The organism is Paenibacillus sp. FSL M7-0420 (genome assembly GCF_038002345.1).
Taxonomy (GTDB): Bacteria; Bacillota; Bacilli; order Paenibacillales; family Paenibacillaceae; genus Paenibacillus_AQ.
The window spans coordinates 6555655-6578129 of record NZ_JBBOCJ010000001.1 but is presented as its reverse complement, the minus strand read 5'-3'; the positions used below and the strand labels follow the sequence as shown (position 1 = coordinate 6578129).

General features: G+C 36.8%; 13 protein-coding genes. 11 read left to right on the top strand and 2 right to left on the bottom strand.

What is annotated here, in order from left to right; genetic code table 11:
- Nucleotides 1-151 precede the first annotated feature (151 nt).
- The gene (locus MKX51_RS28270) at nt 152-985 is read right to left on the bottom strand and encodes a hypothetical protein (RefSeq protein WP_340994657.1); all 834 of its coding nucleotides are present in this window, start codon (nt 983-985) and stop codon (nt 152-154) included.
- Between the two features lie 187 nt (nt 986-1172).
- On the opposite strand from MKX51_RS28270, the gene galU reads away from it, so the two are divergent.
- Nucleotides 1173-2060 (top strand): UTP--glucose-1-phosphate uridylyltransferase GalU, encoded by an 888-nt coding sequence (galU, locus tag MKX51_RS28265; protein WP_340994656.1) that lies wholly within the window; start codon nt 1173-1175, stop codon nt 2058-2060.
- 120 nt (nt 2061-2180) lie between these two features.
- Here the strand turns inward: galU and MKX51_RS28260 are convergent, their stop codons facing one another.
- On the bottom strand, nt 2181-4640 hold the full coding sequence (locus MKX51_RS28260) for an O-antigen ligase family protein (RefSeq protein WP_340994655.1): 2460 nt from the start codon (nt 4638-4640) through the stop codon (nt 2181-2183).
- A 167-nt stretch (nt 4641-4807) separates the two neighbouring features.
- On the opposite strand from MKX51_RS28260, the gene MKX51_RS28255 reads away from it, so the two are divergent.
- The 10 genes from MKX51_RS28255 (at nt 4808) to rfbG (ending at nt 22469) form a co-directional block, all read left to right on the top strand.
- Entirely contained in the window at nt 4808-5728 is a 921-nt protein-coding gene (locus MKX51_RS28255; protein ID WP_340994654.1) for a glycosyltransferase family 2 protein, read from the top strand.
- Nucleotides 5729-5785: 57 nt separating this feature from the next.
- The gene (locus MKX51_RS28250; protein WP_340994653.1) at nt 5786-6568 is read left to right on the top strand and encodes an ABC transporter permease; all 783 of its coding nucleotides are present in this window, start codon (nt 5786-5788) and stop codon (nt 6566-6568) included.
- Between the two features lie 15 nt (nt 6569-6583).
- Nucleotides 6584-8254, top strand: a complete 1671-nt coding sequence (locus MKX51_RS28245) for an ABC transporter ATP-binding protein (RefSeq protein WP_340994652.1) — start codon at nt 6584-6586, stop codon at nt 8252-8254.
- 31 nt (nt 8255-8285) lie between these two features.
- Nucleotides 8286-13451 carry a glycoside hydrolase family 99-like domain-containing protein gene (locus tag MKX51_RS28240; protein ID WP_340994651.1) on the top strand — a complete coding sequence of 1722 codons (5166 nt, stop codon included), beginning with the start codon at nt 8286-8288 and terminating at the stop codon, nt 13449-13451.
- Nucleotides 13452-13560: 109 nt separating this feature from the next.
- On the top strand, nt 13561-15453 hold the full coding sequence (locus MKX51_RS28235) for a glucosyltransferase domain-containing protein (RefSeq protein ID WP_340994650.1): 1893 nt from the start codon (nt 13561-13563) through the stop codon (nt 15451-15453).
- Between the two features lie 510 nt (nt 15454-15963).
- Entirely contained in the window at nt 15964-18606 is a 2643-nt protein-coding gene (locus tag MKX51_RS28230; RefSeq protein ID WP_340994649.1) for a LamG domain-containing protein, read from the top strand.
- 21 nt (nt 18607-18627) lie between these two features.
- Nucleotides 18628-19011, top strand: a complete 384-nt coding sequence (locus tag MKX51_RS28225; protein WP_340994648.1) for a GtrA family protein — start codon at nt 18628-18630, stop codon at nt 19009-19011.
- Nucleotides 19012-19022: 11 nt separating this feature from the next.
- Nucleotides 19023-20588, top strand: coding sequence for a lipopolysaccharide biosynthesis protein RfbH (gene rfbH, locus MKX51_RS28220; protein ID WP_340994647.1), 1566 nt, complete (start codon nt 19023-19025; stop codon nt 20586-20588).
- Between the two features lie 16 nt (nt 20589-20604).
- Nucleotides 20605-21402: a glucose-1-phosphate cytidylyltransferase gene (gene rfbF, locus MKX51_RS28215; RefSeq protein ID WP_340994646.1), complete on the top strand. Its 798-nt coding sequence runs from the start codon at nt 20605-20607 to the stop codon at nt 21400-21402.
- Nucleotides 21399-22469 (top strand): CDP-glucose 4,6-dehydratase, encoded by a 1071-nt coding sequence (gene rfbG, locus MKX51_RS28210; RefSeq protein WP_340995736.1) that lies wholly within the window; start codon nt 21399-21401, stop codon nt 22467-22469. Before rfbF ends, rfbG begins: the two co-directional genes overlap by 4 nt.
- Nucleotides 22470-22475 lie beyond the last annotated feature (6 nt).

Genomic DNA, 22475 nt, shown 5'->3' with positions numbered 1-22475 from the left:
GTTTCGCGCACATAGTCAGCTAAGGACATAATAACAGGCCCGGCAGTTACCGGGGCCATCCAACCAGATGGCTCCCGATATTCTTCCGGGTCTGTTTTTGTATCCTCCACAATATCCAGGCCAACCAAACCTTTTACCCATCAGCTCTTTCTTACAACGGCAACAGCTCCGGCCAGATGTCCAGAGCTTCACCACAGGCCGGGCAGTTCACCTTTCCGGTGAGATAAGGCAGTTGCTCCATCAGCTGACCGTTCTTGATGGTATGAGCTGCTTGCCATAGGCGTGCTAACGGGCTGTCTTCAGAACTGACGCTGCCAAGCACGGAAGGCGTAACGGCTTGACCATTCTCCTTGCCGTTGAATACCGGGTCGTCAGAATAGGCGGTCATCCCGAGGCTGTTCTCATTCGGCCAAATATACATTTCCTCATAACAGCTCGGGCATCCAACCATGTATTCATCGCCTTCCGAATAGGTCAACAATATACCCGCTACTGCCTGATCTCCCCGGTAAGCAGCATCCGCAGCGAGGATGTATCGCTTCTCCTGGTCATCCTTTTGAGCCGCTTCTGCATAGCGGAAGACTTCTTCTGATAGCTTGCCCAGATGCTCAACAGCAATGAGGTAGGCTGTATAAATCCCCCGTACAAGTTCCTCAGCAAGCGGCGGGTTCTGGTGAGCAAATTCAGCAGGTAGATTTCCGCTGTTCACTGTCCGCTGATTTGCCACGAAGATTCCGCAAGTCACGTAGATGTCCAATTTTACTTCGGGATCAGCCGACTGCCCGGCCAATTCCGCCAGATAAGGCAACGCGGCATAAGTGCTACTGTAGATCGTGTCCTGATGGAATAGGTGCTCCCAGTACAGCTGATCTTTAACCTCGGTGCTATACTCCTTCTGCAACTGCTGCAGTAACCCGGGGACCGCTTCAGCCGGGCCGAAAGGGCCGTGAAGCTGTTGCCATACCGGACTGGATAAGTCTAACATGGATACCCTCCTCTTCGAATGGAAGTGCTGTATAGTGCTGTTATATCAACATCCAATGGGAACGTCAACGCCGGGCGTTCACCCAGAGATCTTCGTCCCTGTTTGTCTCTGCCTCAGTATACTGCCCAAAATCAGCAGGAACTGTTATAATTGAGATTATGAGTATATCTGTTAAAGGAGCCATGAGATGAAGATCCGTAAAGCGATTATTCCCGCTGCCGGTCTGGGAACCCGCTTCCTGCCTGCGACCAAAGCGATGCCCAAAGAAATGCTGCCCATCGTAGACAAACCCACGATTCAATATATTGTTGAGGAGGCAGTAGCTTCCGGGATCGAAGATATTATTATTGTGACAGGTAAAGGCAAGCGTGCAATCGAAGACCATTTCGATAATTCATTCGAACTGGAATTCAATCTGGCTGAGAAGCAGAAGTGGGAGCTGCTGGAATCGGTGCGCAAATCCTCCGAGATGGCCGACATCCACTACATCCGCCAAAAAGAACCCCGTGGCCTCGGACACGCAATCTGGTGTGCACGGAAGTTCATCGGTAACGAGCCCTTCGCAGTGCTGTTGGGGGATGACATCGTGGAGTCGAACAAGCCTTGTCTCAAGCAGATGATTGAAGTGTACGATCAATATAGATCCTCCATTGTGGGTGTCCAGCAGGTGCCTTGGGAAGAGGTTTCCCGTTATGGGGTAGTGGACGGATCTGAATTAGCTGAACGTGTCTATAAAGCTAACCGGCTTGTAGAAAAGCCGAAGCGTGAGGACGCTCCATCCAACCTGGCGATTCTGGGACGTTATATCCTGACTCCACGTATCTTCGATATGCTGGGTGAACAGCAGGTAGGGGTAGGCGGTGAGATTCAGCTTACTGATGCTATCTCACGCTTAAGCGAAGTGGAGCGGATTATTGCTTACGACTTTGAAGGCAGACGGCATGACGTCGGCGAGAAGATGGGTTTTATCCAGACAAGCATTCATTACGCGCTTCAGCATGAGGAGCTCAAGGAAGGGCTGTTGGAGTATTTGAAGCAGGTTATCGAGAACGAGGAGAGACTGTTTAGCAGATAAGGATACTAGCGCTTATCTTCATACGTATTCTTATTCAATCTCACTTAAATCATAATAAAAGGCGGCTCACTGTACTCAGACAGTAAGCCGCTTTTTTCTATATCTGTTCTGTTATTGCGATCAGTACTGCGTATTCACAACCGCCTCAATGGCTGCAGCCTCAGCCGGATCAGCGGCAACCAGCTTGTCATAGATTGGCTGATCTACTACTGCTCCTGCTTTTTTTAGTGCTGCTAAGTACCAGCGGGCTACCTCGCGGTTAGTGGTATCACTGTAATCTTCAGTCAATCCAAGTTTCAAAGTAGCAGCAGCTACATCATTTTGTCCTGAGATAACCTGTAGCTTACCCACATTTAGTGCAATGGCAGGAGTAACAGAGAAAGGACGGCCTTGCATTTGTTCTGGTGGTAAAGTTTTCAGATGCTCCACACCATCCTCAACATGCTTATATGCATTCAGTCCGGCGGTGAGGTATTCCTGTTTCTTGGCATCATCCTTCTGCTCACTAGCTGCCGCAACAAGCGTCTGAGCACGGTTAATCAATGACTCATACCAGGTGATATCCCAGTTGAACTTGTAAGCATTGTCACTGTATACTGCCAGTGCCATATCTGGTTGGCCCTTCAGATCGTAATAGCTTGCCAACTGAGCCAATAGATTTTTGTTATACGGCTCATCTTTCAAAGCGCGCGTCAACACATTGGACGCTTCAGCCAGATACTGCTCATCTTGAGTTTGCTTGAATACCTGCATGTCAAGAGTGGACAAGTATAATGCTGCTTCCGGATGGTACGGACGGGCATCTAATGCTTTGACCAACGGAGTTTTGATCTCCTCATAGGAAGTACTCACGGAAACTAAGTTTTTGCCTTTGAGCGCAGCGTTACTGGACCCGATGTAGCTGATCGACAGGAACAGCAGGAATATCGTCCCGATGCTCAGGACAGCCATGTACCCCATGCGAATCCCGGCTTTATTCCAGCTCTGGCGGAGCGGTTTGTTCTCCATCACAGCACCCATACCAGCCAAGCCGATGAAGACCAGAATCCCCATGAACGCGTAACTCATGTTAAAGTCCAGCAGACTGTGAACAAGAATGGATAGAGCAATGATGTAGAAAAAGAATCCATTATTGAACTCGTCCTTGTCCCGCTTCAGATATGCCCGGATGTATTTGTAGAAAATATATCCGATAAAGCCCATAAACACAATGAATCCGACAATCCCGACTTCGATCAAATACTGCAAGAAGAAGTTATGAACCTGACGGCTTATATAAGGGTTGTTCTGGTACTCTTCATATAAGGAAGCCCAACCGCCGCCGCCTGATCCGAGAATCGGATAATCCTTCACTACCTTCATAGCATCTTTATAGAAAGTAAAGCGTTCGAGTACACTGTGCTGCTTGAAGTTAATGTTCTCCAGCCGTGTCTCAATATTATCCGGTAAAACACTTTTCAAGCCTGTCCCAATCAGCAGGAAAGCAACAACAGCTACAGCCACGAGTGAACCGAGAGGAATCCATAATCCTGTGAATTTGCGGGTTTCTGAGCCCCCCAGCTTCCCATGCAGCCATGGCGCCGCAAATCTTTGGATCACCCAGCCCAAAGCAGCAACGACTGCCGAGGCCCCAATCAGATAGGCCCAAGCCTTAAGTGCTGCTGATGAGGAGTACGTAGTATTTAGCTCTGTTCCAAGTGTAGTCAGTGGGTTAGTAACCAGCAGAGCCGCGAGGCCAGACAGGGCAAGATGAATAATCCAGAGAATCTGCTGTGCAGGCTTCAGGAACAACAGGAGCAGGATGAACACTACAGGCAGCATGACAAGTCCCCCACGGGACAAGGTCAGCAGCAGAGATACAATAATCGGTACCAGCATGAAGCTGTGCGTTAGTGTGCCGTACCACTTTTTGGAGCGTACCAGGGCAAACACCGCTACGAACAGGAAGGCCATCAGGAAGGCCGCATAAGTATTGGCATACTGGAAAATGGAGGTCAGACGCAGCCCGTTAGAGTCCGTCATGACTGCATCCAAGTATTTACCACCACGCACCGTATTGGAAAACCAGCCGATCAGCCCCCCAGCGAATTTCCAACTGCCAAGCCAGTTCAGCAGACCGAAACCGACGATGAAATAAGCAATCGCTAGAATAGCATTTTGAATGACAACATTTAGTTGCTTTTGCTGGAGCAAATATAACGCTATAATGAATATTGCGACATACATGCTCTGTACAAACAGCAGATTCATCGCCATATAATGTGAAGCAGCGCCAATAAGCGACAACGCGTAGGTAGCAGGCAACAGCAGCGAGGCCACAGCCAGCGCATCACGCTGTCCCTCCAGTCTGAACTTGGTGAAGTATAGGCCTACCCACACCAGCAGCAACAGGCTGCTTAGGAGTGAAGACACATAGACCGGCTTCTCAAAGTCAATCTGCTGCCCATTAAATAATCCTACTTGAAACGGGGCCCAGACCAAAAAAACAATAAACCCTATCGCTAACGCCCATATGTAACTGGATATCTTTTCAACATTTCTCGACTGAACCGCATTTTTACCGTATACTGGTTTCGACACGTTTTTAATCTCCTTTATCTGTAGGTACGAGGATATTTTAGCATATGAGTTGGCAAAGGAGCTAGTTACCATCGTAACTTGATTTTGATATTTGAAATAAATATGTGGACTAACTTAATTATTATTTACGGGTTTCAGAGAATTAGGAGTAAAAGGCGGTAATCTTATTGCATGTTCAAGTATTATTATCAACTTATAATGGTGAACAATACATTGTTGAACAAATAGAAAGCATTCTGAATCAAAGCTATGAGGATCTAAGTATACTGATAAGAGATGATGGTTCTCGAGACCAAACAGTGGAAAAAATTAGAATATATACATTGAAATATCCAGAAAGGGTAAGGTTAATAAAAGGACATAACATCGGCGTTATTAGCAGTTTTCGCTTCTTATTAGAAGAGGCAGAAAGCGGACATTCGTTTTATGCATTTTGTGATCAAGATGATGTTTGGTTACCACACAAAGTTGAGAAAGCTGTTAACACTTTGAATAAACTAGTTGAGAATGAACCTCTAATGCATTTCACTTCAACGTATCTAACGGATTCTAATTTGGGAATAATTAAAGTATGGCCACCTCCCCCGGCCAAGAAACTGCTTTTTTATAATGCATTGATAGAGAATATTGCAGTAGGCACTACCATCACCATTAATAAAGTTGCTAGAGAGATGCTCCTTTCAAAGAATCCAGTAGAAAAAAATATTATTATGCATGACTGGTGGTTTTATTTATGTATTTCTGCATTAGGAGAGGTGATTTATGATTCTTCACCTTCAGTGTTATACAGGCAACATGAGAAAAACCTAATTGGGGGAAATAAATCAATAAAGGACTTAATACTTCGAAAATACCGAAGTTACTCTTCTAATAAAAAAAGTAGGATTCTGTATCATCAGGCCTTAGAGTTTTGGCGATGTTATGAGCATGAGATAAAGGATGATGTAAAAGAACAGCTTAAGCTTTTTTTAGAACCAAGAAATAATTTGCTTAGGAGTTTAAAATATCTTAAAAAAAGCAAGCTTCATAGACAAGGCTCGATTGAAAATTTATGGTTTAAAATTCTTATTGTTATCGGATACATTTAATGAAGATTAAAGGATGGATATAAAAGATGGATATAAAAAAGGTTATGGGGGATTTAGGTGCTTAAAAATACTGGTTTAACCTATTATAAAAAATATGGTTTTCTTCTTGCACAATTAGTGGAAAGAGATTTTAAAACAAAGTATAGAAGATCTGTTCTTGGTGTCCTGTGGAGTCTGTTAAATCCGCTTTTGATTATGACTGTTCAATATATGGTATTTTCAACTTTATTCCGCTTTGATATACCTAATTATGCTGTTTATTTACTTAGTGGTATTGTAATATTTAATTTTATGTCTGAAGCGACGTCTCAGGCAATGACATGCATTATACAAAATGCTTCATTAATAAATAAGGTGTACATGCCTAAGTACATATATCCTTTTTCACGTGTACTCTCATGTGGTGTGAATTTTTTGTTTTCTCTAGTGGCTTTATATATTGTAATTATTGTTTCTGGTATGAAAATTACGTATCATCACATTGCTTTGCTATATGGAATATCATGCTTAATTATTTTTATTTGTGGGCTTTCACTGCTCCTTGCTTCTTTAATGGTGTTTTTCCGTGACACACAATTTCTTTATAGCATCGTGCTTACAATTTGGACCTATATTACACCTATATTTTATCCGGAAAGTATTTTGCCTCCACAAATGAAATTGCTTATGGAGTTAAATCCGATGTATCACTTTATAAGATTTATCCGTGTAATTATTTTAAATAACGGATTTCCTGATCCATTAGCATGGGTATATTGTGCCATTTTCGCGGTTGTTGCTTTGATATTTGGATCGTTGATATTTAAGAAAACTCAAAATAATTTTATTCTTTATTTATAAGAGAGAGGGTTTCACTTGATTAAGGTAGAGAATGTATCGATGAAATTTCGTATGGCCAACGACCGTATTACAAGCCTTAAAGAATTTATGGTGAAAAAAATAGTAGGAAAGCTTGAATATAAAGAATTCATTGCTTTGAATGATGTTTCTTTCACGATTGAGAAAGGCGATGTTGTAGGTGTTATTGGAAAAAATGGTGCAGGGAAAAGCACTCTGTTAAAAATTATATCTGGGATTTTATCTCCTTCAAAGGGGAAATTAGAGGTTTTAGGAAATATCGCGCCAATGCTAGAGCTTGGAGCAGGATTTGATGTTGACTTGACAGCAAGAGAAAACATCTACTTGAATGGTGCGGTTCTGGGATATTCCAAGAAATATTTAACAGAACGTTATAATGATATTGTGGAATTCTCAGAACTACAAGATTTCATGGACACTCCAATTCGTAACTTCTCATCTGGTATGACTATGCGCTTGGCATTCTCTATAGCCACTCTGGTTAATCCCGATATATTAATCGTAGACGAAATCTTATCTGTCGGAGATTCACAATTTCAGAAAAAGAGCGCTAAAAGAATGCGCGAATTGATGAGTGGAGGGACTACAGTACTTTTAGTCTCACATAGTATTGATCAGATAAGATCGATGTGTAATAAGGTTGTATGGCTGGAGCATGGAACAGTGCGGATGTTTGGTAATGCACAGGAGGTTTGCAGTGAGTATATAGAGTCTTCTAGACAAGAATATTTAATAAAGGAACAGAAAGAACATCTAGTAAAGGAAAATAGTACAACGAATGAATGGAAAGAACAATTATATACTCCTACACATATTGAAAAAATAGATGACTGTTACTTTATCGTGGATTGCTGGCACCAACGCGTTATTTACAGTAGGAACTTAACTGAACCAATAATTAATTGGAATACACTTTCCGATACTCTTGGGAATCCCCATTCAATCTCAAGCGATGGAAATGTTTTTTTGGTAGATGATGCTGCAGGAAATGAAGTTAGAGCTTTCGTTAAAGAAGGCGACAAGTTTATTCAGACTCAAATATTAGATAGAGTAGGAGAAAGTCCTAATAGAATATTGTATGATGCTCAAGCTCAGATGTTTTTTGGGATATCGGCCATGTCACAGCATGTCTTTGTTTTAAATAATAGCGGGGACAAAGTTTGGATTGATAAGGTGATAAGATTAGGATATCTACAGGAAAATTCCTACATCAGAAATATTCGTATAATTGATGGGGAACTTTTTTTTGTATCAGGCCCTGGTAAGATTATAGTGGCAGATTATATTAATTCGCCGTTCAATAAAATTTGTGAATATAAGGTTCCCTTTGAGTTAAGAGGAATGAATGATATTTTGAAAATTGGTTCTTTCTTTTATATCACTGTTTATCAAAATGGTGCTGGTGAAGTTGCACCGAAATTGATTAGAGTAAAGGATTTAAATGACCTAGAAACTTCTGATTTTGAAGATTTGAGAGAAGTTGTCGATTTAAAAGGTGTGCCATATAGTTTTTCATTTTTTGACGGTAGAGTATTTTTGACGGAGATAGATACGTACTCTCGAATCATCTCATTTCTGATTATTAATGATGAAATAACAGATATTCAAGTTCATTTTGATACGGGCGGCCCCAGTGAATCATCTATTAGAAAGCGTACCGGACAATAATGTTTGCAGAAAACTTGAGGGAGAGGCTATAATGGCAAAATTTAATTTGCAGTTTTACAATAATGAGACTAATTATACAGATGGTGAGATTGTAGAAGATAAAATATTAGATTTTGTAGTAAATAATAAACACCATGATCTAAATGGACAAAATAATATTGATTGGCCTGTATTTTATCATCTTTCTCATTTGAGAGAAAATATTTTGAACTGGTACCCCTTCAAGGAGAATTGCAGAATACTTGAGGTTGGTTCAGGTTGCGGTGCAATAACTAGATTATTATGTGATAAGGCAAACTATGTTGCATCTGTAGAATTAACGTACAAACGTGCTAATGTTAATTACGAACGACATAAAGAATTAGAAAATTTGGATATATTTGTTGGAAACTTTGAAAATATGAGATTTGATGAAAAGTTTGATTATGTTATTGTAAATGGAGTTTTAGAATATGCAGGTGGATTTATTAATAGTGATAAACCCTATGAGGATTTTATAAGACGTTTGTCAAAACATTTGAAGATCGATGGAGAGGTTATAATTGCAATTGAAAATAGACTAGGAATGAAGTATTTTTCTGGAGCAAAAGAAGATCATCTTGGAGAATTATTTATAGGATTAAATGATTATGTTAACGAAAAGAATATCAGAACGTTTTCAAAAAGTGAAATAAGTTTTCTATTAGAAGAAAGTGGCTTAGCTTTGAAGAAATTTTATTATCCATACCCTGATTATAAATTTCCGGAGACAATTTATTCGGATGAAGGTTTTGAATTGATTCCTTTATCTTATGATATGCACAGTTATGATACTGACCGTTATATGTTTTTTGATGAAGTTAAAATGCAGAATGTTTTAGTTAAAGAAAGTGTAGGAAGTTCATTTGCGAATTCATTTCTAATCGTTGCTGGAAAGAACAATGGACAAAAAGAATTTGAACAAGGAGCAGTTGCTGAAGAAATATTATATGTGAAAATTAATGCTAACAGAGATGATTCCTATAAAATATGTACGATGATCAAGAAGAGTGATAGTGGATTAGTGGTTGTTAAGCATCCTCTTACCCAAAAAGCAAAAGAGCATTTAAAACATATGTCAAACGTATTTGAGAATTCGAAAGAACATAATAATAACATTTCTTTATTGCCTGGCTATATTGTAAACGATAATCTAGTCTTTGACTTTCTTGACCTACCTACAGTTGAAACTTTATTGCTGGAAAAAGTTGAAAACAGAGACCTGCAGGATTTTATGTCAATTATAAATAAATATAGAACTATAATAATAACTGAAAACAATCAAGCGAATTCTTATTCTGATAAGTTTCAACAAATATTTGGTCCAGAAGTATATGATGGAGAGTTAGAATTTACCTCGTTTAGCAATATTGACACCTTATTTGATAATCTGTTCTATAATAACGAACAATGGATCGTAATTGATTATGAATGGAATCTGGATTGTGATTTGCCTGTGAACTTCATTTTATGGAGGTCTATAAAAGAGTTCTATGCAAAGCATAGACATGTTAGATTTTTCATGGAAGAGAACAGCGTTTATGAAAATTATAATATTAGTCCCGAAATGATAAATGTTTTTTATAAATGGGAAGGTTACTTTTCTTCTGTCCATGTCAAAATGTTTAATAAAGAAATATACCAAAAGAAAATTATAACTCTTCTTGATCCAGAGCAGGTATTCAAACCGGAGAATTTAATAGCGAATTTGTATCTAGATACAGGTAACGGATTTAATGATCAGGAAAAGATTCAACATCACTTTGATATGAATTCAAATGAAATTTTTTTGGAATTTGATATTAGCGAATACAAAAATGTTAAAGCTATTCGGTTTGATCCTCTCGAAGGTCATGCTTGTAAGTGTTCAATACTCTCTTCTGTGATTGATGAGGAGTCAGTGCTTTTAAAACCCTTTAATTCTTATCCTGATGATTCTGAGGTAGACCTTTTTATAACAACTGATCCTATTTACTTAATGGATGATATACAAGTAAATAGATTGAAATTTCAGGTGAGATTAGTAGTTGAAGTTCTTGATGAGAACCAGGCATTTAGAGAGATTAATGAAAAAATACAACAAATGATAGCAATGCAAGAGCAGTTTCAGTATGAGTTTGATGAATTGCAGACTGAAAGTGATAAACTTGCTGTTAAATTACAAGAAACATTAAGTAAAAGTGAAGTGCTTGCGACTGAACTAAACGAAGCGTTAAATGACAAGGGATTACTTGCTATTGAGCGTGAGAATCTTCTGATTAAAAAAACAGAATTAATTGATAACAATAGCCGTTTGAGTAATGAACTATCACTATTAAACGATCAAATCAGTCGATTAATATATGAAAATTCAATGTTAGCTCAAGAGTACACTACTTTAGTTGATTCTAAGGTATGGAGATCTACTAAACCCGTAAGAATTATATTAGACAGCGTTAAGAACTTGAAAAAGAAGTTTGTAAATTTAATTAGAGAATGCTTTAAACTTATCTTAAAGACAAAACAAAATGTAAAAACAATAGGTTTAACGAATACTATCAAAAAGATTTACGATAAAGGTTCAGAGTCATTAGCTAATGTTAAAGAGTCAGGTAAATTAGCTGAAATTGTTCAAGAACATGATATTTGGAGAGAGATCACTCAATGGATTGAAAATACTCCACATTCATTTATTGATATATTCCATGTGCCAATGGGCTGGAATACTCCATTGTTTCAAAGATTTCAGCACTTATCTCTTCAGGCGGGTAATGTTGGGGGGATTTCATTTTATGGTGCTCATCCGTTAGTAGATAAAGAAATAGAGATTTGTGAGTTTGTTACTCCAACGTTATGTGTAATAAATTTAGATAACTATGAAATTAAGAAAAAACTCTTTGAAATATTGGATAATGTGAGTGGTCTTAAAATAATACGCCTCCAATCGATAGATCTTGCTACTAGAATTGAAGAATTAGAGTCGTTTATCAATAAGGGCTACCATATCGTTTACGAATACATTGATGAAATTACACCTCAGATTACTGGAAATATTCCTAAGTTTGTCTTAGAACGTCATGATTATATACTGCAAAATTTAGAAATATCAATAGTTGCTACAGCCGACAAATTATTTGATCAAATTAAACCATATCGCAATCAAAATATGGAGTTAATAACTAATGGCGTTGACTACGAGCATTGGAATTTGGACAGGTATACTACCAAATGCCCTGAGGATATTCGAGAGATTGTTGCAAAAGGGAAAATTATAGTTGGTTACCATGGAGCATTGGCTCAATGGATCGATTATAATATGCTGAAAGATTTAGCTGAGAACAAGGAATATATTTTATTGCTGATTGGATATGAACATGATGGATCATTGAGAAAAAGTGGACTGTTAGACTATGACAATGTGCATTTTATTGGATCAAAACCATACGCAGAGCTTAGTAAATATGCTGTTTTCTATGATATAGCCATTCTGCCGTTTTTACTAAATGACATTACCAAATCAGTTTCTCCTGTGAAAATATTTGAATACATGGCTTTGAAAAAGCCTATTGTTACGTATGCACTTCCTGAATGTTTGAAATACGAATCTTGTTTGATAGCCTACAGCCCAACTGAGTTTATTGAATATGTCAAGAAAGCTGAAACTCTGCGTACGGATGCTAATTATCTTACAGTATTGACTAAAGAGGCATTGGAAAATACATGGACTTCCATAACTCATCGTACAATTGATTTAGTTAGACGTAATCCAATAGAAAAATTAGTAAACAATAGTATTCAGAAGGAGCTGAATGAGTTATCTGAGTTGGATGTTCCTCTATTAATTACAGTTCATGATAGACGAATATATCAAGTTTTAAAGAAAGCATTTTGGAAGCTTCCATTATTCACCCCAAGGTTTAAAACAAGATTTTTGTATAATACTAAAAAATTATTTAAACCAAGTCTGCTTGCACATCCTCCTTCAGAAATACAGGAGGAGAATGGTCAAGTTATGTTTAAGGAGATTGAGGGAGTTCAAAAAGAACAAATTCAATATATTGAACAAATATTGAAAATTCCAGAGCGTGACAAGGAAGCTTTTGTACCTATTACAGAGTTCCCTTATAACAGGTTTGAGGGAGACAGTAAGATTATAGCTTACTATTTAACTCAATTTCATCCCGATGAGCATAATGAGAAGTGGTGGGGAAAAGGGGTTACGGAATGGGATAATGTGGCGCGTGCAGTTCCTCAATTTGTCGGACACTATCAACCGCGCTTACCTGGTGAGTTAGGGTTCTATGATTTGAGGCTCAAGGAAAACATGGCCCGCCAAATTGAACTTGCTCAGTTGTATGGGGTTTTTGGTTTCTCCTTCTATTATTATTGGTTTAACGGGGAGCGGCTTCTGGAAAAACCAATTGAAATGTTTCTTGAAGATAAGAGCCTCGATTTTCCATTTTCTCTTTGCTGGGCCAATGAAAACTGGACTAAGCGTTTTGATGGAACGAACTCTGGAATATTGATGGAGCAGCCAAAAACTTTGGAAAGCTATAAAAATGTGATTCACGATATGGTTAGATTTTTAGATGATAGCCGTTACATCACTGTAAAAGGTAAAAAAATGTTAACGGTTTACAGACCAGGATTAATGCCTGAACCTGATGAGGTGATTCGGTATTGGCGAGAGTATTGCCTCGACCAAGGCATAGGTGAGTTATATATTATCGCAGTGAAGGAAAATATGGTTGAGTTAGATCTGCTTGGAATAGGATTTGATGCAATCTCTGAGTTCCATCCAGGCACCGTCTATACCCAACTGAAAAATATTACACATGACATTGAATATATTCGTAAAGATTTCTCAGGTGAGGTATTCGATTATAAAGACCTGGTAGAAAATCGAAAATATTTTAAGTACGACTTACCTAAGCTTTATCGGGCTGTCATGCCAATGTGGGATAATACTGCTCGTAGAAACAATAAAGGAATGATTTTTCAGGGAGCAACACCTGCGTTGTATAAGCAATGGCTAAAAGACGTTATTTTAGAAGGAAAGAATAAATTGGACTTAGATGACCAATTGGTATTTATTAATGCGTGGAACGAATGGGGAGAGGGGGCTTATTTAGAACCTGATAAGAAATATGGGTATGCTTATTTACAAGCTACTAAAGAGGCAGTAGAGGAAACAAGATGAGATTAACTTAATCAAAATAATGCTTGGAAACTATGAGGAATGGCAAAGGTTCGGCTAAGTCATTCCTCCATACTGCACTTCAAGTATGTTAATGTTGGGAGTGATATAGGTGCTGAGAAATGCAATAATAAGAGATAAATATTACTGGGTAACAGTCTCATTAACGATAGCTTTAGCATATGGCTTTACACTGACGAATTTTTCAATGGGTGTGGATGATGAAAGCTTTGAGCTTTATATAAGTGATGGGGGGCTGTTAGCACAAGGGAGATGGGGAGGATATATTGCGAGATTCGTAATTAATACATATGATTTCCTCCCTTTTTGGCGGGATTTATTAGGTGTACTTCTTATAGCTATTGGGATCACTTTTTGGGGATATATCATTCAAAAGTTCTCTGATAATTATTTTAATAATGTAGCAATCACGGTATTTGCTTGTGTTGCAATATCTTGCCCATTAATTGCAGATAATTTCATTTTTATGTTGACTACTATAGAAATGGGGACTGTTTTCTGTTTGATTCCCTTGGCGCTTAATGGTTTTTTTGAATATACAATGCAAAAAAGAAATTTCTTGAAAATGTTGCCTTCTGTATTCCTGTGTAACTGTGCACTTGCTTTTTCTGAGTTAGCTATAGTTTATTTTTTGTTTGGGGTTTTTATGTTGTGTTTTATCTCGGTTAATTTCTCTAAAAGTAAGACAGAGTTATTAACATTGCTAAAAGGTCTTTTTTTTATTGCTGTTGTTATCTTCGTGAACTCAATCATTACCTCTATATTGCAAAAGATTTTTTCTGTTGCTCCTTCAGGGTATACCTCGAATTATATCAAGTATGATTTAAGTAACGTAGGGACTTTCATGGATTCTCTAAGTGGTTTTATAAAAGAGTTTGTTGGATTCAAATACATATGGCATTCTATGGGGATATATATGGCCTTTATATCTGCCCTTGTCTTATTAATATACAGTGCTATGTGCTTTATAAAAAATAAAAAAATATCAATATTTTTATCTGGATTAGGATGTGTTTTTTCTGCGTTTTCAATGTATTTCATTACAGGGAATCTTCATCTTGTAAATCGGATATTTATTACTAATAGTGTATTCACAGGTTTTGTTGCTGCATTGATTTATATGTGCTTTAGTAATAAAGAGTATTTTAGAATCAAGTTCCGTATTATCACAACTACTCTAATAGTATTGATCGTTTTATACCAAACAAAGTACATGAATCAAGTATTTTATGTAGACTATCAGAGATATCAACTGGACTTAGCGAAAATGAATTCAATTGCTATGGAATTAGAGAGGTATAATGCTGGGAATAACCGAAAAGAAGTAGTATTTATAGGACTTCCAGAAAACTATAATTTAAAGCTTGGTGATACAGAAGGGTACTCTATCTTTCAGTGGGATAGATTTTCTGGTATCGAAAGTGAATTAAAAAAATCCGGTAGAATTTTCCGCTTTATGAATTTACATGGGCATAATATTAAACCACTTACAGAAATAAATGAGCAGGAGATTCTTAATAATGCAGAAGGAATGGAGTGCTTTCCTCATGAAGGGTATGTTAAGGATGTTGGGAAGTATTTAATTGTAAAATTAGGGCCGACTGCCTATGAGGTTAGTAATCTTGCTTTGTCAGAGTTCTATAAAAGTTATATTCTTGATTCTACCGAAGTAAAGTACACTAAGGATTGGTTTTCATATGAAGGCAATTTACTTAGCATGGGCGGATGGGCAGGTATTAATGGAGACGAATCTCCGTTAATTAAAATACAGGTTACGTTAATCAGTAAGCAGCGACAGTATTTTTTGAAAACAAATACAGTTAGTAGAGAAGATAGTTCTTCTGAAGGATTAAATACTGGATATCATATTTATTCTTTTGATACAAGTAACTTTGAAGATGGGGAATATGAGGTTGCTTTGATAATAAGTGACAACTTGAGTGAATATGTAGTGAAAATAGGGGAGAATATTCAAATACCTTAGTATTGGATAAAAATCATATAGCTTCTAAATATACTTTAATCCCCGAGTGAGGTAACTCTCCACAAGGTAGCTGGAAATTGGATAACAAGAAAATCGAGCATTTGAAATACAACGATGAACGAACTGACAGATAATGACTTATAGTTTCGAAGCTGGTACACTTGGACACTTCCGATGGTGGCAAAGTGTGTTGTGTAGAGTTGGCCCCACATGAGCTTCTGTAAGATTAGGTAGATGCTAAATACAAGACGTTTCATTGTAGCGGGGAACAAGTTTGCGGAAAATTGAGTTTATTAAAGAAGCACTCTATTAAATAAGAATAAATCGATGATCCGCTCTTATCAATTGTTACAGTACATTTAGTTCTTTTTGTCTAATTTGGAAATGAAATGCGTGAAGGAAATGCGAAGCAATCGAAATCCGACACCATAGAATAACAGCCTTTTTTGGAGGAATGCCTGCGTCTAAAAGTAGGTTTATCATGGATTGCTTGAAAAGGAGTGAAATAAGATGTATAAGGCAAAGAGAACGTTTTTTTCTGCTTCATTAAGTATAATCCTTACAACCATTGTGTTCTATTTCATTGGCAGACTCATTAGTGTAGACCTTCCAAGCGACTTTTCGACAAGTATAAAGGAGATTTTTTCTGTTGATCCAGCTTCATTTTTGCCAGAGCCAACAGAGAAAAGAATATTTTTTATATCTGTAATAGGTTTTCCCATAGTAATGAGCTTTTTGTATTTGATTTCTGACAAAGTATTTTTGAAATTTGAAATTCTATCATCAAAAACGGTGTATTACATCGTTTTTGCATTGAATACTTTTATAATTATATATTTACTCTACTCTTACACTACACAAAGTGGAAATGTGTTTTTTATTAATAACTCTTTTATCAAGGAATCTCCAATCTTATTCGTAGCAATTATTATATTTATTATGATGATGAAATTTTTTTTAAAAAGAAAAGAAATTGAAAAGTTGATTTTTCACAATGCATTTAATGAAAAAATAAATATGATTATCAAATGGATTGTGATTTTGTATATAATTTTTGTAGGTTTTTCGAATATTCTTACAATCAACTCATTTAATGATAGTGCACAATATACAAGTCACTTTAATGCAGTATTTCATTCTGTTAGCCAAGTTTATTTAGGGAAGTCAATGCTAGTGGATCTTACAAATCAATATGGACTATATCCTCATATATTAGAACCGATATTCAAATTGATGGGTTTAAATGTATTTACTTTCACATTAGTTATGAGTTTGTTAATATCTCTTTCATTCTATTGTATATTTAAAGTTCTTGATAAATTGATTCTTAACAAATATATATGTTTGTTAGCATTCTCATTTGTTTTGTATTATGGGTATATACATTTTAGGCTTATTAGCCCTGATCCATATTATCAATATTATCCCATAAGAACGTTATTTCCCGCTTTATTATTATACCTTTCACTTAAATTTTTTGAGGGGAAAAGTAGCTGGAAATATTATTTGTTTACCTTAATTTTCTCATTGGCTGTATTGTGGAATATGGACACAGGAATAATTGTTTTCTTAACCTGGGTATTAGCATTGATATTCGATGATGCTCTTAACTGGAAAGGTCTTTCTTTGTTTTGTAAAAGTTGTTTAAAACACTTTCTCGTTTCATTAGCAGGGTTAGCAATGGTTCTATTAACTTTTTCCTTATTTGTTTATTTGAGATCCGGAGTAATGCCGGATTATATAAAATTTTTCAATTATCAAACATATTTTTATGGTTTTGGATTCTTCATGCTACCTATGAAGATGATACATCCTTGGAATCTAGTTATTCTCATGTATATTATTGGGCTAATAATTTCATTGAGTAGTATTATTCAAAAAGTAAATACATTACAAGTTAGATTGATATTTATATTGTCTATTCTTGGAGTGGGGCTATTCACGTATTATCAAGGCAGAAGTCATGATCATGTTTTAACTCTAACTTGGTATCCTGCATTAATGTTATTGGTCATATATATATACATGTTATATTGTCAAGTGAAGAAAAAAAACAATGAGGTCGGGAAGAGATATTGGTTGCTGTACAGTACATTATTTCTTTTTATAATATTAATTGGATCTTCATTACTTAGTCTAGTGAAGAATACAAATAATATTTATCACCTATTTGAAAGTCGTTGGTCTCTAGTATTTGATAAAACTGAGACGCCAGTTACGTCAGGTATTAATTTTATTAAAGAAAACACAATTGAAGGAGAAAAGATTTTAATTTTATCTTATCATTCAGGAGTGGATTATTTATATTCTAAAACTATGCCTATAATCGATATTCCAGGAATGTCTGAATTGTTTTTAATAAAAGAATACAATTTAATTAATACAGCAATAAATAAAAATAGTTCTTTGAAAAAGGTCTTTATAGACGTGAATTTTTTAACCAACGCTCAACAAAATTATCAAGCTAATCTAAAGGTAATGAAAGCATTATATGATAATTTTGAGATAATAGATAAAAGTCCATATGATAATATGGTGTTGTTAAATCGAAAATCCGAAGGCGTATCTTCTAATTCAGTTCTGTTGCCTAATCGACAAAATGATATTCATTATCTTATAAGTAATAATTTTTTTGTAACTAAACCATTTAATGACGGTATAGTGGGCATGAAGGAGTATCTGCCTGCAGTCTCGTTAAGTCAAGAATTTACTATCGAGGTGATCCTAAAACCGGATAAGGTTCAGAAACCATATGGAATAATAATCGGGAATCATCCAGGAGATGGATTTCAGGGATTTGTAATACAACAGGAAAATAATAATCAAAATGTTTATTCTTTTAATTATGGGAATGGAAATCAATGGGCTCCCCCATTGAAGTTCTCATTAGTCCCAAATGAATGGAGTTATATCACCGTTGTATTTAATAAAGGAAAGACTAATATTTATATAAATGGCTTTTTAGAAACTTCTGAATTGAGTTTAGAACATTTTGAGAATAGTCAGCTGCCATTATCAATAGGTAACTGGATGAACATGGATCGCGGGTTTAACGGTATTATAAGTGAAGTTCGAATAAGTAACGGTGTCTTATTGGATCGAGAGATATCTGATAATTGGAAAGGTATGATAGACCATTTGCCAGACTTATAATAATAGGAGTTTTGATGATTTATGAAAAATTCTTCAGTTAAATTTGTAATAGTAGGTATTTTAAATACAATTGTGGGCCTTAGTGTATATACACTATATCTAAAATTGATTCAAGACAATTATCTCCAGGCGCTTATTCTATCACATGTTATAGGTGTGGTTCATAGTTATTTATGGAATAATAGATGGACATTTCAGCAGAAGAGATATAATGCGAAAAGTGGTATGAAGTTTGTGTTTGTATACATCGTTACTTTTTTTGTTAACTTATTTCTATTAGCATTATTAGTTGATACAATAGGAATGAATAAATTAATTGCACAAGCGATAGCTCTGTTTTTAACTACAGTAGTCAGTTTTTTTGGACATAAATACTGGAGTTTTAGATCCTCCAAAAATTCTTAAGGGGTGTAGTAATGTTAAAGCAAGGCATGATTGTATCAGTTAAAGAAACAGGAGAATTTGGGTTGATTTCTTCTGAGATAAATGGAGAGGGATTCGAGATTTATAATCTAGCTGATAAACTTACAAATGAGTTTTCAGAGAAGTTTAACTTTGAAATTAAGCATGGGCATCTGAATAGATTATTATATCTAGATACACGTGTTAAGACAAACATCTCTAGAGAGAACATCACTCCTTTTGCCCAAATTAATAACGCAGACTTTGAGAAGATCATGAGACTTGATATCTTGTCTAAGGTTGAAAACTACTACGAATTATTCCACTCGGAAAGAAACAAAGAATTTGATCCTGAATCAACCCAAGTTTCTTATGGTGGTCGTGTATATGATGAGAAGGAAATGAGAAGCTTAGTGGACTCTTCACTAGACTTTTGGCTCACTGCTGGCCGATATAACAAACAATTTGAAAAGGAATATGCTGAGTTCTTAGGCGTTAGGTATGCTCTTCTCACTAACTCTGGATCCTCTGCTAATCTCTTAGCCTTCTCAGCTTTAACATCTCCAAAACTGAAGGACCGTCAGATAAAACCAGGAGACGAAGTAATCACAGTAGCAGCTGGTTTCCCAACGACTGTAACGCCTATTGTACAGAATGGTGCTATTCCGGTCTTTATCGATGTAGAATTGGGAACATACAATATCATAGTGGATCGTATTGAAGCAGCGATCACACCAAAAACCAAGGCAATTATGGTCGCTCACACTATGGGGAATCCTTTTGAATTAGACAAGGTTATGGAGATTGCTGCTAAATACAATCTATGGGTGGTTGAAGATAACTGTGATGCTCTTGGCTCTAAATTTAATGGTAAATTAACTGGCACACATGGACATATCGGTACATCAAGCTTCTATCCTCCGCATCATATGACTATGGGTGAAGGTGGGGCAGTATACACCAATAACGCCTTGCTTAAATCAATTATTGAATCCTTCAGAGATTGGGGCAGAGATTGCTGGTGTCCATCTGGCTGTGATAATACATGCAATAAACGCTTTGGTTGGGAACTAGGATCTTTACCTTACGGCTATGATCATAAATATACCTACTCACATATTGGCTACAATTTGCGGGTTACAGAGATGCAGGCAGCTATTGGGGTTGAACAACTTAAGAAGGTTCCAACTTTCACTCAAGCACGTAAAGATAATTTCAAAAGATTGTTTGAAGGTTTGAAGGATCTGGGAGAGCACTTTATTCTGCCAAGGGCAACTGAAAACTCAGACCCAAGTTGGTTCGGGTTTATGTTAACTGTACAAGATGGTGCGAAATTCACGAAGAATGAAATTGTAGAGTATTTGGAGGCCAATCGGATTCAGACACGCATGTTGTTTGCCGGTAACTTAACCCGTCAACCAGCATTTCAAAATGTGAATTATCGTATAAGTGGTGATCTTAAAAATACTGATAAAATTATGCATGATACATTCTTGGTTGGAGTTTATCCAGGATTAACCAAAGAAAAAATTGATTATGTAGTTAGTAAAATTAGAAGTTTCGTATTAGATAAAAAATAATTCGGGGGCTAATGAAATGAAGGTAGTTATTCTTGCAGGTGGATATGGTACTAGAATCAGCGAAGAATCTCATCTCAGACCGAAACCTATGATTGAAATAGGCCAGAAGCCAATTTTATGGCACATCATGAAATTATATTCCCATTATGGTTTTAATGATTTTGTGATATGTCTTGGTTATAAAGGGTTTTATATCAAAGAATACTTTGCTCATTATTTTTTACATGAATCAGATGTAACATTTGATTTCACAAGTGATAATCAGTTGGTGACACACACCCATACAGCAGAACCTTGGAAAGTAACTCTTGTGAATACCGGAATTGATACAATGACTGGTGGAAGAGTGAAGAGAATACAAAAATACATTGGAAATGAACCCTTCATGCTGACTTATGGCGATGGAGTATCTGATGTGAATATATCAGAACTTGTTAATCAGCATAACTTACATGGACGTCTCGCAACAGTAACTACTGTGCAACCAAGTGGCCGCTTTGGTGCATTAGATATAGATTCCAACAACGAAGTAAAGGGTTTCCAAGAAAAGCCTAAAGGTGACGGGTCTTGGATTAATGCAGGGTTCTTCGTGTTACAACCAGAAGTATTTAATTACATTGATGGTGATGAGACTTTCTTTGAAAAAGAACCTTTGGAAGGATTGGCACGTGATGGGGAATTGTTTGGTTTTAAGCATCATGGATTTTGGCAACCAATGGATACACTGAGAGACAAAAACCATTTAGAGGATCTTTGGAGTAGCGGGCAGGCTCCATGGAAGACTTGGGATGCAAAGCCGGTGAGAACAAAATGATAAACAAGCAATTTTGGAACGGTAAAAAAGTATTTCTGACTGGTCACACGGGCTTTAAGGGATCTTGGCTAAGTTTATGGCTAAGTTCCTTGGGCGCTGAAGTTACAGGATATTCTTTAGAGCCTTCTACTACACCTAATTTATTTGACTTATGCAATATAAAGGATCTATTGAAAAACAGTGTGATAGCTGATATTAGAGATGGCGAAAGATTGAAGAGAGCTATGCTCCAGGCTCAACCTGAAATTGTTATCCATATGGCTGCTCAGCCGTTAGTGCGGGAGTCTTATAAGAGTCCAGTCGAAACCTATGAAGTGAATGTTATGGGTACAGTCAATTTACTGGAAGCCGTCAGGAATTGTCCAAGTGTTGTTTCTGTAGTTAATGTTACAACTGACAAGTGTTATGAAAACAAGGAATGGCATTGGGGATATAGAGAAAACGAGCCACTGGGTGGGCATGATCCTTACTCTAGTAGTAAGGCATGCTCTGAGCTAGTGACTAGTGCTTACCGAAATTCCTTTTTAAATAATCATCTTGATGGTAGAAAGATTGCTGTTGCTTCAGCCAGAGCTGGTAATGTAATTGGTGGTGGGGATTGGGCAGTTGATAGGTTAGTGCCAGATATCATTAGGTCTATTCTGACTGATCAAAAAATTATTATTCGAAATCCAAATTCTATTAGACCATGGCAGCATGTACTTGAACCTTTGAGTGGTTATCTTTTATTAGCAGAGAATTTATATAATTATGGCGAGAAATTCGCTAGTGCATGGAATTTTGGCCCTCTAGATGATGATGCCAAACCTGTTGAATGGATTGTTCGGGAGATTTGTAGTATATGGGAGGGAGCCAGCTTTGAAGTTGATACCAGTGCTCAACCTCACGAAGCGCGATATCTAAAACTGGACTGTTCCAAGGCTGCTGCTGAATTGGAATGGCACCCGCGCTGGAACCTGAGGCAGGCGATTGACAAAATTGTAGAGTTCACGATTGCATACCAGAAAGGTGAAAAACTAATTGACGTTTGTGTAAAACAGATAAAGGACTACCAAGAGTCTTTGTAAGGAGTG